This window comes from Paenibacillus sp. JT31N11, assembly GCF_056269285.1.
The window spans coordinates 295831-309763 of the sequence record NZ_JBWDNQ010000002.1 but is presented as its reverse complement, the minus strand read 5'-3'; the positions used below and the strand labels follow the sequence as shown (position 1 = coordinate 309763).

General features: G+C 53.5%; 15 protein-coding genes. 14 read left to right on the top strand and 1 reads right to left on the bottom strand.

The features are described from left to right. Nucleotides 1-20 precede the first annotated feature (20 nt). The 12 genes from ffh to AC0YNV_RS09355 all read left to right on the top strand — a co-directional run bounded on the left by ffh (nucleotide 21) and on the right by AC0YNV_RS09355 (nucleotide 9382). Complete coding sequence (gene ffh, locus AC0YNV_RS09410) at nucleotides 21-1394, top strand: signal recognition particle protein (RefSeq protein ID WP_475767771.1); 1374 nt, start codon at nucleotides 21-23, stop codon at nucleotides 1392-1394. 132 nt (nucleotides 1395-1526) lie between these two features. Beyond that, entirely contained in the window at nucleotides 1527-1799 is a 273-nt protein-coding gene (rpsP, locus tag AC0YNV_RS09405; RefSeq protein WP_188992563.1) for a 30S ribosomal protein S16, read from the top strand. 25 nt (nucleotides 1800-1824) lie between these two features. Then, nucleotides 1825-2055, top strand: coding sequence for a KH domain-containing protein (locus AC0YNV_RS09400; RefSeq protein WP_210042239.1), 231 nt, complete (start codon nucleotides 1825-1827; stop codon nucleotides 2053-2055). 115 nt (nucleotides 2056-2170) lie between these two features. Continuing rightward, on the top strand, nucleotides 2171-2695 hold the full coding sequence (gene rimM, locus AC0YNV_RS09395; RefSeq protein ID WP_210041250.1) for a ribosome maturation factor RimM: 525 nt from the start codon (nucleotides 2171-2173) through the stop codon (nucleotides 2693-2695). A 4-nt stretch (nucleotides 2696-2699) separates the two neighbouring features. Next, entirely contained in the window at nucleotides 2700-3455 is a 756-nt protein-coding gene (gene trmD / locus AC0YNV_RS09390; protein WP_210041248.1) for a tRNA (guanosine(37)-N1)-methyltransferase TrmD, read from the top strand. Between the two features lie 221 nt (nucleotides 3456-3676). Beyond that, complete coding sequence (rplS, locus tag AC0YNV_RS09385) at nucleotides 3677-4018, top strand: 50S ribosomal protein L19 (protein WP_210041246.1); 342 nt, start codon at nucleotides 3677-3679, stop codon at nucleotides 4016-4018. A 166-nt stretch (nucleotides 4019-4184) separates the two neighbouring features. Continuing rightward, nucleotides 4185-4889 carry a signal peptidase I gene (gene lepB, locus AC0YNV_RS09380; RefSeq protein ID WP_475767768.1) on the top strand — a complete coding sequence of 235 codons (705 nt, stop codon included), beginning with the start codon at nucleotides 4185-4187 and terminating at the stop codon, nucleotides 4887-4889. Between the two features lie 13 nt (nucleotides 4890-4902). Continuing rightward, nucleotides 4903-5775 (top strand): ribosome biogenesis GTPase YlqF, encoded by an 873-nt coding sequence (ylqF, locus tag AC0YNV_RS09375; protein WP_210041244.1) that lies wholly within the window; start codon nucleotides 4903-4905, stop codon nucleotides 5773-5775. A 173-nt stretch (nucleotides 5776-5948) separates the two neighbouring features. Beyond that, nucleotides 5949-6560 (top strand): ribonuclease HII, encoded by a 612-nt coding sequence (locus AC0YNV_RS09370; RefSeq protein ID WP_475767766.1) that lies wholly within the window; start codon nucleotides 5949-5951, stop codon nucleotides 6558-6560. Nucleotides 6561-6795: 235 nt separating this feature from the next. Beyond that, a complete protein-coding gene (fliK, locus tag AC0YNV_RS09365) occupies nucleotides 6796-8694 on the top strand; it encodes a flagellar hook-length control protein FliK (RefSeq protein WP_475767764.1) in 1899 nt (632 codons plus the stop codon). Further along, the gene (locus tag AC0YNV_RS09360; protein WP_475767762.1) at nucleotides 8691-8984 is read left to right on the top strand and encodes an EscU/YscU/HrcU family type III secretion system export apparatus switch protein; all 294 of its coding nucleotides are present in this window, start codon (nucleotides 8691-8693) and stop codon (nucleotides 8982-8984) included. Before fliK ends, AC0YNV_RS09360 begins: the two co-directional genes overlap by 4 nt. Continuing rightward, a complete protein-coding gene (locus AC0YNV_RS09355) occupies nucleotides 8981-9382 on the top strand; it encodes a YraN family protein (RefSeq protein ID WP_475767760.1) in 402 nt (133 codons plus the stop codon). The genes AC0YNV_RS09360 and AC0YNV_RS09355 overlap by 4 nt, the downstream gene beginning before the upstream one ends. A 178-nt stretch (nucleotides 9383-9560) precedes the next feature. On the opposite strand, the gene AC0YNV_RS09350 is transcribed toward AC0YNV_RS09355, so the two are convergent. Further along, complete coding sequence (locus tag AC0YNV_RS09350) at nucleotides 9561-11126, bottom strand: YifB family Mg chelatase-like AAA ATPase (protein ID WP_475768402.1); 1566 nt, start codon at nucleotides 11124-11126, stop codon at nucleotides 9561-9563. Between the two features lie 532 nt (nucleotides 11127-11658). Here AC0YNV_RS09350 and sucC point away from each other — a divergent pair. Continuing rightward, complete coding sequence (sucC, locus tag AC0YNV_RS09345) at nucleotides 11659-12819, top strand: ADP-forming succinate--CoA ligase subunit beta (protein WP_210041234.1); 1161 nt, start codon at nucleotides 11659-11661, stop codon at nucleotides 12817-12819. A gap of 59 nt (nucleotides 12820-12878) precedes the next feature. After that, entirely contained in the window at nucleotides 12879-13811 is a 933-nt protein-coding gene (gene sucD, locus AC0YNV_RS09340; RefSeq protein ID WP_210041231.1) for a succinate--CoA ligase subunit alpha, read from the top strand. Nucleotides 13812-13933: the final 122 nt, after the last annotated feature.

The following is a 13933-nucleotide window of genomic DNA, read 5'->3' as shown; positions in this document are numbered from 1 at the left end:
AACTTTTAGAGGTGATGAAAATGGCGTTTGAAGGGTTATCCAACCGGCTGCAGAATGTGTTCGGCAAGCTGCGGGGCAAGGGCAAGGTGTCGGAGGAAGACGTAAACGAAGCAATGCGTGAAGTGCGTCTGGCGCTGCTGGAAGCCGACGTTAACTTCAAAGTCGTGAAAGATTTTATCGCCAAGGTCAAGGAACGGGCAATCGGTCTGGAGATGGCAAAAAGCTTCACTCCCGGCATGGTTGTTGTCGACATCGTCAACAAAGAATTGACGGAACTGATGGGCGGAACCCAAAGCAAGCTTGCCAAAGCCAACAAGCCGCCAACCGTTATTCTTATGGCGGGTTTGCAAGGGGCCGGTAAGACGACCTCCTCTGCGAAGCTCGCCAAGATGCTCCAGAAGAGCAACCATAAGCCGCTCCTGGTGGCGGCAGATATTTACCGTCCGGCTGCGATCAAGCAGCTTCAGGTGCTTGGCGAGCAAATCGGAGTGCCGGTGTTTACGCTCGGTGATCAGACCTCTCCGGTCGATATTGCCCGTTCCGGACTTCAGCATGCCAAGGACAACGGACTGGATTATGTCATTCTGGATACGGCCGGACGGCTTCACATTGATGAAGCCCTGATGGATGAGCTTCGTCAGGTGCATGAAGTGACGCAGCCCGATGAAGTGCTGCTTGTCGTGGATGCGATGACGGGGCAGGAAGCGGTCAATGTAGCACAGAGCTTCCACAGTCAGCTTGAATTGACCGGCGTTGTACTGACCAAGCTTGATGGCGATACGCGCGGCGGTGCCGCTTTGTCGGTCAAGGCCGTAACGGGCTGTCCCATCAAATTCGTGGCTACCGGCGAGAAGATCGAGCCCCTTGAGCCGTTCCATCCGGAGCGGATGGCTTCCCGTATTCTGGGCATGGGCGATATGCTGTCCCTGATCGAGAAAGCGCAGTCCAGCATCGACGCGGATAAAGCCGCCGAGATGGAGCGCAAGATGCGTACGGCCGAATTTACATTCGATGACTTCCTGGAACAGATGGAACAGGTCCGCAAGCTCGGTCCGCTGGACCAGCTGATGGACATGATGCCCGGCATGGGCAAAATGAAAGAAATGAAAAATCTCAAGGTGGATGAAAAGCAAATCAACCGGGTAGAAGCGATCGTCAGATCGATGAACAAGGATGAGAAGCGCAAACCGGAGATTCTCAATCATAGCCGGCGCAAGCGCATAGCGGCAGGCAGCGGCACGACAGTGGCCGATGTGAACCGGCTGATCAAGCAGTTTGACGATATGCGCAAAATGATGAAGCAGTTCTCCTCGATGATGGGGCCTAAGGGACCAAAAGGCGGAATGAAGGGTCTTAAAGGGATGCTTCCCAAAGGCATGAAGTTTCCTTTCTGAGTGATGTTCAAATTCAATATTGTTTACGAAGTCATTCATGAAACAGATTCTTACATTGAATCTTGATTTCGGCAGGTATCCAGTCCGATATTGAACGTTTACTTTTGTAAATTTTTGAAGGAGGTGATTTTCTTGGCAGTACGTATTCGTTTGAAACGTATCGGAGCGCACAAAGCGCCTTTTTATCGCGTCGTTGTTTCCGATTCCCGTTCCCCGCGTGATGGTCGTTTTATTGAAGAGATCGGCACATACAATCCGGTTTCCCAACCGGCTCAGGTGAACATTGATGAAGAGAAGGCATTGAAATGGCTTCAAAACGGAGCGCAAGCATCCGATACCGTTCGTAACCTGCTTTCCAAAGCTGGTGTTATGACGAAGCTTCATGAGCTGAAACTTCAGAAGTAGGACACTTTTACGGGGGGCCTTGATGATGAAAGATTTGATTCTTGTCATAGCTAAGGCTTTAGTGGATTACCCGGAGGATGTACGCGTCGATGTGAAGGAAGACGATCGCGGCACGGTCTACATGCTGTCGGTTCATGCCAGCGATATCGGCAAAGTAATCGGCAAGCAGGGACGGATTGCAAAAGCGCTGCGGACGGTGGTAACATCGGCTGCCGTGAAATCGCAAAAACGTGTGATCGTCGATATTATTTCATAGATCGTACATCAAGAGAGGGTTAGGATCAACGTCCTAGCCCTTTTTTTTAGCCTTGTACGGGGTACAAGCATACGATAAGCGGAAGCGGATAAATGGAAAGAGGAAGGTAACAGCGATGGAACAAGGATGGCTGATGGTTGGCAAGGTGGTCAACACGCATGGCATACGCGGGGAAGTGAAAGTGTATTCCCAGACGGATTTTCCGGAGGAGCGTTTTGCGGCAGGCAACAAGCTGACGCTGATGAATCAGGAGACCGGGCAGAAGCTGATCGTGGAAATCATGACCGCCAGACCGCAGAAAAATATGTTTATCGTGAAGCTGAAAGGCTTCGATAACATTAATGATGTGGAGAAATATAAAGGCTGGGTGCTTGCTGTAACCAAGGACGACATGGTTGAGCTTGAAGAAGGCGAGTATTATCAATATCAGATTATCGGCTGCCGGGTTGTGACGGATGAGGGTGAGGAGCTTGGCATCATTACAGAGATCCTCGTGCCGGGCGCAAATGATGTGTGGGTTGTGCAGGAGCAAAAGCCCAAGGGCAGACAAATTCTCATACCGGTGATCGATGATGTGCTTCTGGATGTCAATATTGAGACGAAAACGGTCACGGTGCACCTGATGGAAGGGTTGATTTAAAGGGATGCGAATCGACGTGTTAACCCTGTTCCCGGAAATGTTCGATGGCGTATTCGGAGCCAGCATTTTGGGAAAAGCGCGTGACAGGGGACTGGTCAGTCTTCAGGCGATTAACTTTCGTGAATATGCCAATAATAAGCATAATACGGTGGATGACTACCCTTATGGCGGAGGCGGCGGAATGGTGCTCAAGCCTGAGCCGATTTTTGCAGCTGTCGAAGATTTGAAGCCTGAAGGCTCTACGCCCCCGCGTATCATTCTGATGTGCCCGCAGGGAGAGACATTCTCGCAGCGTAAAGCGGAAGAACTGTCGGCTGCCGAGCATCTTATATTTGTGTGCGGCCACTATGAAGGCTACGATGAGCGGATCCGCGAGCATCTGGTGACAGATGAGCTGTCCATCGGCGATTACGTGCTGACCGGCGGGGAGCTGCCCGCGATGGTTGTCATTGACAGTGTCGTCCGGCTGCTGCCTGGCGTTCTGGGCAATGAGAATTCGGCTGTTACCGATTCCTTCAGCACAGGGCTGCTTGAGCATCCGCATTATACGCGACCGGCTGTTTTCCGCGATATGGAGGTTCCGGATGTGCTCCTGTCCGGCCATCACGCGAACGTGGCGGCATGGAGACGGGAACAATCTCTCCTTCGCACGCTGCAGCGTCGTCCCGAGCTCCTGGAGCAGGTAGAATTAAGCAAGAAGGAACGGGAGTGGCTACGCCGTTTGATGGCTGACCGGGAAACCGGAAAAGCGCAGAAATAGGCTGTAATGACTTGATTTCCAGCTGAGGGTGTTATTGGGAGTCATCAGATTGACGCCCGTTTGGATTCTGGGAATAAAGTCATTGTTTTATACAAGCAATTGTGGTAAAATTTCTGGTGTTGCTTTTGTATAGTCGGACGGTCCGCTACTAAGCGATGATCCGGTCCATATGAGGGGCCGATGAGCTTATATGAACGTCTATGGTGGAAGGAGTGATTACAATGAATCTTGTACAACTGATTGCTCAAGAAAATTTACGTAAGGATCTTCCTAACTTTCGCCCAGGCGATTCGCTGAAGGTACACGTTAAAGTTATCGAGGGAACTCGTGAGCGGATCCAGCTTTTCGAAGGCGTCGTTATTAAACGCCGCGGCGGCGGCATCAGCGAAACGTTTACCGTGCGTAAAATTTCGTATGGTGTAGGCGTGGAAAGAACTTTCCCGCTTAACTCGCCGAAAATCGAGAAGATCGAAGTTATGCGTCGCGGTAAAGTACGCCGTGCTAAACTGTATTATCTTCGCAATCTTCGCGGTAAAGCTGCGAGAATTAAAGAAATTCGTTAATGTAACGACTGGAGAGGGGCTTGCTCAAACAAGTCCCTTTTCGTTTTTTCATATATCAGAAAGCATAAGGTTCGTTTGAATACTTTTCTGATATTTCAAAGGGAAGATACTTGCATCGGACATACAGGACGACGTAATGAACTTGCTGCAGAAGAGGGTGTAAATCATGGATCAACCGCATAATCTTGATGAGAATGGTCAGCAGTTGAATGAAATGACGACAAAATCAAATGAAACCCCAACTACCGGGCATAAGGAGGTGGAGACGATAACCCCACCAGCCAAGCAAGGCGGCGGCAAGGCGCAAAAGGAAGTTTTTGAATGGGTCAAGGCTTTGGCGATTGCCGCGATACTGGTGGTTGTCATTCGCTACTTTTTGTTTGCCCCGTTTATTGTCGACGGCCCTTCGATGGAACCTAACTTTTATACTGGCGAGCGTCTGATTGTAAACAAAATCATTTACGATATCCGCCAGCCGAGGCATGGTGAAGTCGTCGTTTTCCACGTGCCGGAAGAAAATCGCGATTTCATTAAACGGGTTATCGGCGTGCCCGGAGACAAAGTGAAATATGATGGCGATAATTTGTACATAAACGGCGAGAAGGTGGAAGAGCCTTATCTGAAGGAATCCATTGATGCGGCCATGGCAAAGGGTGAAATTTTTAATAATCAGGGTGCTGACCGCAACTTCCCGAATGAAAATTTCCAGACGGACATTGTGCCTGACGGCACGATTCTGGCCTTTGGGGATAACCGCCGGAACAGCCGGGACAGCAGGATGATCGGCTATGTATCGGACAAGCAAATTATTGGCAGGGCAGATGTGATTTTCTGGCCGATGAGCAAAATTACGTTTGTGAAACACGGATGAGGTGGCTGTTTGCATGACAATTCAATGGTTTCCCGGCCATATGACGAAGGCCCGGAGACAAATTCAAGACAAGCTTAAACTGATCGATTTAACGATAGAACTGCTGGATGCCCGGGTACCGATTTCGAGCCGCAACCCCATGATTGATGAAATCCTCAAGGATAAGCCGCGTCTTATTGTCCTGAACAAGGCAGATCTGGCGGACAGCCGTACGACGGAGCAATGGATCGCATTTTTTACAAAAGCGGGACATGCCGCTCTGGCGGTGGATTCGTCGACGGGGACGCGGGTGAATGAAATCCCGGTCCGCGCGAAGCAGCTGCTGCATGAGAAAATTGCGCGGCAAATCGCCAAGGGCGTGAATCCCCGGGCGGTGCGGGGGCTTATCGTCGGCATACCCAATGTGGGGAAGTCCACGCTCATTAACCGTCTGGCCGGACGGCATATCGCCGCCACGGGAGACCGGCCGGGCGTCACCAAGGGTCAGCAGTGGATCAAGGTCGGCACGGAAATGGAACTGCTCGATACACCGGGGATTCTGTGGCCCAAATTTGAGGATGCTCTGGTGGGATACCGCCTTGCGATGACCGGCGCGATCAGGGAGCAAATCCTTAACGTGGAGGATATCGCCTTCTTTGCAATTAAGGAATTGGTCAAGCGTTATTGGGGGCCGACTTCGGAGCGGTTTGGGATTACCGACCCTCCCAAGGATCTTGACGATGCTGATGAAATTGTCCGGGTGATGGAGGATATCGGCCGCAAGCGGGGCTGTCTCATCAGCGGCGGGCGCGTCGATTTGGAGAAGGTATCCGGCATTATTTTGCGCGAGCTGCGTTCAGGCAGCCTGGGCCGGATTTCGCTGGAAACGCCGGATGACCTGAAATAAGGCCCCCGGATTCAGGAAACAATGACGGCTGCCTTGTTCATGGGGGCGGCCGTTTATGCTAAAATCAAGGGAAAACCTGAACGGGCAAGCTATTGATACTGTATACATAGATGGGGGAATTAATCTTTCGCGCTCGGCACTTTTGCGTAAAGAGGGGAAACGGGGAGAAGCGGATGCTGGAATTTGAACAGCCCTTGTGGGAGCAGGGCTGTCCTTATATTGCCGGGATCGATGAAGTAGGACGGGGCTGTCTGTTTGGGGATGTTGTGGCAGCTGCCGTTATTTTGCCGGAAGGGCTGGTGCTCGAAGGCATTAACGATTCCAAAAAACTTTCAGAGAAGAAACGCGAGGAGCTTTATTCTGTCATTATCGACCATGCCGTCGCGTGGGCTGTATCCAGAATCGACGCGGCAACCGTGGATGAAATTAATATCAAGCAGGCGGCACGCCTTGCTATGAAGCAGGCGGTTTCGCAGCTTTGTGTGCAGCCAAACCATCTGCTGGTCGACGCTGAGAAGGTTGACTGCGATATTCCGCAGCTGGCCATTATTAAAGGGGATGCCAGAAGCCAGTCCATTGCCGCAGCTTCCATCCTGGCCAAGGTGACCCGCGACCGGCTGTGCGTCAAGGAATGGGATGCCTTATATCCCGCTTACGGTATTGCCATACATAAAGGATACGCAACCAGGCAGCATCGGGAAAAACTGCTGGAATACGGCCCCAGTCCCATGCACCGGCAGTCCTTCCTGGGCAAGCTGTTCGTGGAACAGCAGGTGTTGTTTTAAAGGACCGGCTTTTCAATAATTCAAACCAAACCAAAACCGCCTGTTATGGCGGCAATAGGCCCTTATCGGGGTTTACTGCCGCCATCGTGAGGGCGGTTTTTGTCCGCCATATACCCATATGTTAATACAGATAGAGGATTCAGCCGATATTGAAAGGATAAGGACATCAGCGAATGGTTGGGCCATATAAAGCGGTGGATGCGTAGCTGCGGCTAAGGGAAGGAAGTGGCGGTTAATGAATATCGGACAATTGATGAGAGGGCTGATCGGCGATGCCCAGCCGGTTGATAGCAAGGCGCTGGAGCTGAAAATCGGACAAATTGTGCGCGGCGTTCTGCTGCAGGTGCTGGATAATCAGGATGCTCTGGTGCAGATCAATGGCGTTCAGGTTCGCGCCAAGCTGGAGGTGCCCCTGCAGCCAGGCCAGTCCACGCTGCTCCAGGTGCAGCCCCAGTCCGGCGGCGGCGCTTTGGTGCTGAAGCCCGTTGACCAGCAGGCCGCTGATCTGCCTGAGGGCAGTCTGAAGGAATGGGTAAAGGCGCTGGGGCTTCCGGATCAGAAATGGTCCCTTGCGCTGGTTCGCGATTTGCGCCGGGAAGGCGCGGCTCCCTTGAAGGATGCAGCGGCGCAGTTTCAAGAGGCCAAGGCCGCCATGCCTGCCGGCGGCGACGCCAGGCTGTGGATGCAGGCGGCTGCGCTTGGCTATAAGCGCGGCCTGCCGATGACCGCAGCGACGATCGGTTCGCTGCAGCAGGTGTTGAGCGGTACGCAGGCGCATGCTCTTCTGGAGGCGCTGGAGCAGGGTCTGGCCGCCTGGAGCGGCGCGTCCGCGGGTGATAACGCGGACGACCCCGCGCAGCCGCGTACTGCGGCGCAGGCGGCTGCAGCGAAGCTGACGGCGCTGCTGCCCGAAGGGGCAGCGCTGATGCGCGCAGCGCAGGGTGCGGGCGGGGCGCAGCCGCCCGCCGCAGGTCCGGGCGCGGGCACAGCCGCCGCGCCCGAGGCGGGAGCAGCGGGCGCGGCGGCTGCTCCTTCAGCTGCGCGAAGCGCGGCCGGGGCGCCCCCCGCTGAGCGCGCAGCAGCGGGGGCGCAGGCGGCTGGCTCCTCTGCAGCCGCTGGAGGCGCCAAGCCCGCTCCAGCCGTACAGCCAGCCGCCGCAGGCGCGGCGCAGCAAGCTCCGAGCACAGCGGCCGAAGATTCCGCTGCGGCGGGGAACCCGCAGCGCGCAGGCGGCTGGGTCGGCCAGCTTATCAAATGGCTTGGCGTCGATCACGAGCATCTGCTGGCTGCCTCAGCCGGGTCGTCCCCAAAAGACGGGACAGCGGCGGAACCGCCCGCAAACGAGGCGCGTGCATCCAAACCGCCAGAGAACAACCCGCAGCAGCCTGCGCGGATTGTTGCCGGTGCTCATCAAGAGACCCACGCTCCCCTTGAGCAGAAAAGCGCTAATATCCTTTCGCCGGCTGATATATCCCGTCAGCCTGGTTCCTCTTCGCTGCCGGTTCATGCTGCCGCAGATGAAGGATCTTTGCCCGGGCCTGCGCAGTCAACCGCTGACAAGCCAGCCGCTGCAGATACGCTCAAGAGCGCGCTGATCTCGCTTGCTGCCGGGGATGACGTGCCGCAGGCGCTGAAAGATACCGCGCAGCAGCTGGTCCAGCATATTACCGGCCAGCAGCTTCTGTTGACGCCTGAACGTACCGCCTCGCTATTTTCGCATGTCACCCTGTTCATTCCGATGCAGGGGCAGGATGGAAGCCAAACCGCATCCGTACATATCCAGACGCGCCGCGGGCGCAAGGGGGAGCTGGATGCTGAGAACTGCAGGCTCTTATTTGATCTGCGCATGAACACGCTGGGAGAGACGGTTGTTGATGTACAGGTAGTCAATAAAATAGTCAGTCTGAATCTATGGAATGATCATCCTGCAATTGCGGAATTGCTTGAATCATCCAGACCCGAGATGAACGAGGCGCTTCAGAAAGCGGGCTTCCAGCTTTTGTCGCTGCGTGCAACGCCGATGCCCGACAGAAGCCGGCAGGGTGAAGACGGGTCATCGGTGGAGGATTCCTCCGCTGCAACTGTTCCGGCTTGGTCAATGAAGCCATACAAAGGGGTGGACTTCCGCGCATGAGGCAGGCAAAAGAGAAAGGGACGATCAAGAAAGCGGTGGCCCTGAAATATGAACCAGGCGAGCGCAGTGCGCCTGTCGTTATCGCCAAGGGCAGCGGAACGATTGCGGAAGCGATTTTAAGCAAGGCGGCAGAAAACGGCATCCCGATCCAGCATGATTCGTCACTTGTCGAGGTGCTGTCCAAGCTCGATATCGATCAGGAAATTCCTCCTGAGCTGTATACGCTGGTGGCCGAAATCTTGTCCTTCGTCTATCGTTCGGACCGAAGAGCGGGGGATATCGGGAAGTGAATAATTCTAGGAACAGACGCAATCCGTTGAAGCCGGACGACAGAGGCGCTACCGGCAGGCAGGGTGAGGAAGCGGCTGTGGAGCTGCTGCTTCAGGAAGGCTGTAACATTCTGCACCGCAATTGGCGCTGCCGCTTCGGCGAGCTGGATATTATCGCCAGACAGGGTGCTGAGCTTGTGTTTGTGGAGGTTAGAACAAGAAAAAGCGGCGGACGCTTTGGAACAGCGGCAGAATCGGTGGATGCACGCAAACAGCGGCAGGTACGCACCATTGCCGAGGTTTATATGCAGGCAACCGGGACGCATGGGATGCCTGTCCGTTTCGATGTAATTGCTGTGATGGTCGACCGCGGCAGCGGCAGCGTCGTAGAACTGAATCATATAGAAGCGGCGTTTTAAAATGCACGCTGCAGGAAGAAACGGCTGCCTGCCTCTTGGGGGAATCCAGATTTCATTCCCACAAAAAATATCCAGCGTGTTATGGAATTTATACGTTCTCCTATTACAGACAAAGGCACTCGTATAGCTTCCTGACCCGGAAGCTTTACGAGTGCCTTTTATGATTTATGCCTGCACTTTATAATGTAAGCAAATTCCGGTCGAGGCTGCGGTAGCCAACCGCTTCCGCGATATGCTCGGCCTCCACCAGATCGGATTGCTCAATATCGCTGATTGTCCGCGCCAGCTTCAATATCCGGTCATGGGCGCGAAGACTTACGCCGAGTGAATCAAAGGCCAGCTTGAGCATCCGGTCGGCTTCCAGTGTCAAATCGACGGCACGCCTCAGCGAATCGCCTGCCAGTTCTGCGATTGGACGCAAGCCTTTCATCCGCTCCTGCTGGCGTGCGGATGCTTCCAGAACGATACCCCGCATTTGTGATGAGTTCATTCCGGTTTTCAGTCCTTCGGTTGTCGGCGGCCGAGGCACCTCGATATGCATGTCGATGCGGTCGAGCAGAGGTCCGGAAATTTTGGTGCGGTAGCGGGCGATCTGCTGGGGGCTGCACTGGCATAGTTGGTCATCTGTTTCATGCCCATAATAGCCGCATGCGCATGGATTCATGGAAGCTGCCAGCAGAAAATGAGCCGGAAAGCGAAAAACGGCTCTGGATCTGGCGATTGTAACCTCCCGATCCTCAAGCGGCTGCCTGAGCACCTCCAGAGCAGTCCGCGAGAACTCGGGCAGCTCGTCCAGAAACAGAACGCCGCGATGTGCAAGCGTGACCTCGCCGGGTCTTGGAACTGATCCTCCCCCGATAAGGCCTGCAGCAGAGATCGTATGATGGGGAGTACGGAATGGACGCTCCCTCATCAAGGCCGGTCCGTGTCCGAGCTTACCGGCCGCGCTGTAAACTTTGGTCACCTGGAGTGCCTCCGCTTCCTCAAGCGGAGGCATAATGCCCGGGAGCCTGCGGGCAAGCATGGTTTTGCCCGTACCCGGCGGACCGGACAGCAGCACATTATGCTGGCCAACAGCGGCAATGAGCATGGCTCGCTTGGCATGGTGCTGACCAAGGACATCGCCGTAGTCGCCTTGTTCAAACAGCTGCTTGCCAGCTTCGCCATCCGGATGGCGAAGCCGCGATGCGGCTCTGTGATCGTAGCGGAGAGCTTCCCAATTGCCGAGTTTTGTTCCATTTTGCCGGGAATCTCCCAGTTCGCGCAAATGCCGGATACCGAACAATTCCAAACCGTCAATGCAAGCGGCTTCCGCAGCGTTCTCCTCCGGCAGAAGAACACGCCCCATACCGGCTGTTCTTGCCTGCTCCACCATGGCAAGCACGCCGTTAACAGGTCTGATTTCCCCGCTTAGGGACAGTTCGCCCAGCACAAGCGTACCCTGATACAGCTCCGGAAGAAGCTGGCCGCTCGCGGACAGGATGCCAGCTGCAATGGCCAGATCAAAGGCAGTACCTTCCTTGCGCAGGTCCGCCGGGGCAAGATTGACCGTAATCCGCTCCATAGGAAATTTAAATCCGCAGTTTTTGACAGCGGATCTGACGCGCTCGATGGATTCGCGTACCGCCGGGTCGGGGAGCCCCACTACATTTACCTGCGGCAGGCCATTCGAGATATCCACCTCAACCGTAATCAGTCTGCCTTCAACTCCGTACACACTGGCGCTGAACATACTTCCATACATAAAAAAAAACACCCCCATCGTCAAGTCGGATGAAGGTGCTTCCTCACGTGTCCGTATCAAGCTTGCTATTTCCCCATAATAGTCCAGACCATAAATGGTTGTCAATATAAGCTCCTTTGTGTGAAGAGGCAAATGGATATCAATTCATGACCGATAAATTTCTGACAATAGGTCATAATATAGCGGACGAGAATCAGACGTTCATGCCGTTCAATATTAAGGTCAATTGCCTCTAATCCCATCTCGATTCGAGATGGAACTAATATCAAAAAAGCTCGAGCTTTATCACAAATAATTAGGAAAGCCCTGCCGAAACGTGCTACAATAGTAAGGGTTTTAAGCGAAGACAAGGGAGAGCCGCCCTGGCATCTGATGATGTTCGAGCAGTTTTCATCCCCACAGAAATATAAGTAAGGTCCGTAAGAGGCCGGCTTTCCTTTCCACTGGGAATCTGCTGCTTCTGCTGCACTTTGCTTGTTATTCTTTTGTCTAGAGATCGTAGGATTTGACTGCGGATAGGAGGATTCTCGTAATGAATATCCATGAGTATCAAGGAAAAGCGCTTTTGAAACAGTACGGGGTCGTCGTTCCAGAGGGTAAAGTGGCATTTTCTGTCGATGAAGCGGTAGAAGCTGCCGAAGCGCTCGGAACACCGATTGTTGTGGTAAAAGCCCAAATCCACGCAGGTGGACGCGGTAAAGCAGGCGGCGTCAAGGTTGCCAAAAATTTGGACGAGGTTCGCGCATATGCGGGCGAAATCCTGGGTAAAGTGCTGGTAACGCACCAGACAGGTCCTGAAGGTAAAGAAGTGAAGCGCCTGCTGATCGAGCAAGGCTGCGACATTAAGAAAGAATATTACGTCGGCGTCGTGGTCGACCGTGGAACGGGCCGTATTGTCATGATGGCTTCCGAAGAGGGCGGCACAGAGATTGAAGAAGTCGCCGAGCACTCCCCGGAGAAAATCTTTAAAGAAGTGATTGATCCGGCTATCGGGCTGCAGCCTTTCCAGGCGAAGAAGCTGGCTTACGCCATCAACATTCCTAATGAGCTGGTCAATAAAGCAGCCAAGTTCATGCTTGCGCTTTATGCGGCCTTTGTGGACAAGGATTGCTCCATTGCGGAAATCAATCCACTTGTTGTCACAGGCGACGGCAATGTCATGGCGCTTGACGCCAAACTGAACTTTGACTCTAATGCGCTCTATCGTCACAAGGATATCCTTGAGCTCCGCGATCTGGATGAAGAGGATGCCAAAGAAATTCAAGCTTCCAAATTCGACCTTAGCTATATCGCCCTGGACGGCAATATCGGCTGTATGGTCAACGGTGCGGGACTTGCTATGGCGACGATGGACATTATCAAATATTATGGCGGAGACCCGGCCAACTTCCTCGATGTAGGGGGCGGTGCTACGAAGGAGAAAGTCACGGAAGCCTTCAAAATCATTCTTTCCGATGAAAAAGTGAAGGGTATCTTCGTTAACATTTTTGGCGGAATCATGAAATGCGACATCATTGCTGATGGCGTTATTGCAGCTGCCAAAGAACTTGGACTGGATCGTCCGCTCGTTGTTCGCCTTGAGGGAACAAATGTGGAGCTGGGCAAAAAAATGTTGAACGAATCCGGATTGAACATCGTGGCCGCAGACTCCATGGCCGACGGCGCACAAAAAATCGTCGCGCTGGTGAAGTAGTCGTTTTCTCTTCATAAGCATTGCGGCATACGAATTCATTTTAGGGGATGTGAGTTTCGATGAGTATTTTGGTCGACAAGAATACAAAAGTAATCACCCAAGGTATAACAGGCGCTACAGGGCTGTTTCATGCGAAAGGCGCCCTTGAATACGGCACGCAGATGGTTGGCGGCGTAACGCCAGGCAAAGGCGGAACGAACGTTGATATCACGCTGGAGAACGGCGAAACCGTTTCTCTGCCGGTTTTCAACACCGTTGTTGACGCGGTTGCCAAAACAGGCGCTACGGCATCTGTCATCTATGTTCCGCCGGCATTTGCGGCAGACTCCATCCTGGAAGCGATCGACGCCGAACTGGATCTGGTCATCTGCATTACGGAAGGCATTCCGGTTATTGACATGATCAAGGTAACCCGTTATCTGGAAGGACGCAAAACGCGTCTGATCGGTCCTAACTGCCCAGGCGTCATTACTCCGGGTGAATGTAAAATCGGCATAATGCCGGGTTATATTCATACCAAAGGCCATGTAGGCGTCGTTTCGCGAAGCGGAACGCTCACATATGAAGCGGTTCACCAGTTGACTGCGCGCGGTATTGGCCAGTCTTCTGCTGTCGGTATCGGCGGAGACCCGGTCAAAGGGTCCGAGTTTATCGATATTCTGGATATGTTCAATAACGATCCTGACACCTATGCCGTGATCATGATCGGTGAAATCGGCGGTTCCGCAGAAGAAGAAGCGGCCGAGTGGGTCAAAGCCAACATGAAGAAACCTGTCGTTGGTTTCATCGGGGGCGCAACAGCGCCTCCAGGCAAACGCATGGGCCATGCCGGCGCGATTATCTCCGGCGGTAAGGGAACGGCAGCCGAGAAAATTGCCACTCTTGAGAAATGCGGCATCAAAGTTGCGCCTACGCCTTCTGAAATGGGATCAACTTTGGTAAGCGTTCTGGAGGAGCAAGGACTTCTGGAGAAATGCACAACCAATAAATAAGCTTATCCGTCAATGATTGCGGAGAGGGTACCGAATGTAACCTTTTCGATTGGCTAAAATAAGCTTCAACCTAAAGGTAAGCAACCTTTCGCCAGCCCGTATCGGGCTCGAAAGGTTGCTTT

Coding starts and splice junctions, on each gene's coding strand:
- ffh (WP_475767771.1), top strand. CDS start 21: ATGGCGTTTGAAGGGTTATCCAACCGGCTGCAGAATGTGTTCGGCAAG.
- AC0YNV_RS09400 (WP_210042239.1), top strand. CDS start 1,825: ATGAAAGATTTGATTCTTGTCATAGCTAAGGCTTTAGTGGATTACCCG.
- rimM (WP_210041250.1), top strand. CDS start 2,171: ATGGAACAAGGATGGCTGATGGTTGGCAAGGTGGTCAACACGCATGGC.
- trmD (WP_210041248.1), top strand. CDS start 2,700: ATGCGAATCGACGTGTTAACCCTGTTCCCGGAAATGTTCGATGGCGTA.
- rplS (WP_210041246.1), top strand. CDS start 3,677: ATGAATCTTGTACAACTGATTGCTCAAGAAAATTTACGTAAGGATCTT.
- lepB (WP_475767768.1), top strand. CDS start 4,185: ATGGATCAACCGCATAATCTTGATGAGAATGGTCAGCAGTTGAATGAA.
- ylqF (WP_210041244.1), top strand. CDS start 4,903: ATGACAATTCAATGGTTTCCCGGCCATATGACGAAGGCCCGGAGACAA.
- AC0YNV_RS09370 (WP_475767766.1), top strand. CDS start 5,949: ATGCTGGAATTTGAACAGCCCTTGTGGGAGCAGGGCTGTCCTTATATT.
- fliK (WP_475767764.1), top strand. CDS start 6,796: ATGAATATCGGACAATTGATGAGAGGGCTGATCGGCGATGCCCAGCCG.
- AC0YNV_RS09360 (WP_475767762.1), top strand. CDS start 8,691: ATGAGGCAGGCAAAAGAGAAAGGGACGATCAAGAAAGCGGTGGCCCTG.
- AC0YNV_RS09350 (WP_475768402.1), bottom strand. CDS start 11,126: ATGTATGGAAGTATGTTCAGCGCCAGTGTGTACGGAGTTGAAGGCAGA.
- sucC (WP_210041234.1), top strand. CDS start 11,659: ATGAATATCCATGAGTATCAAGGAAAAGCGCTTTTGAAACAGTACGGG.
- sucD (WP_210041231.1), top strand. CDS start 12,879: ATGAGTATTTTGGTCGACAAGAATACAAAAGTAATCACCCAAGGTATA.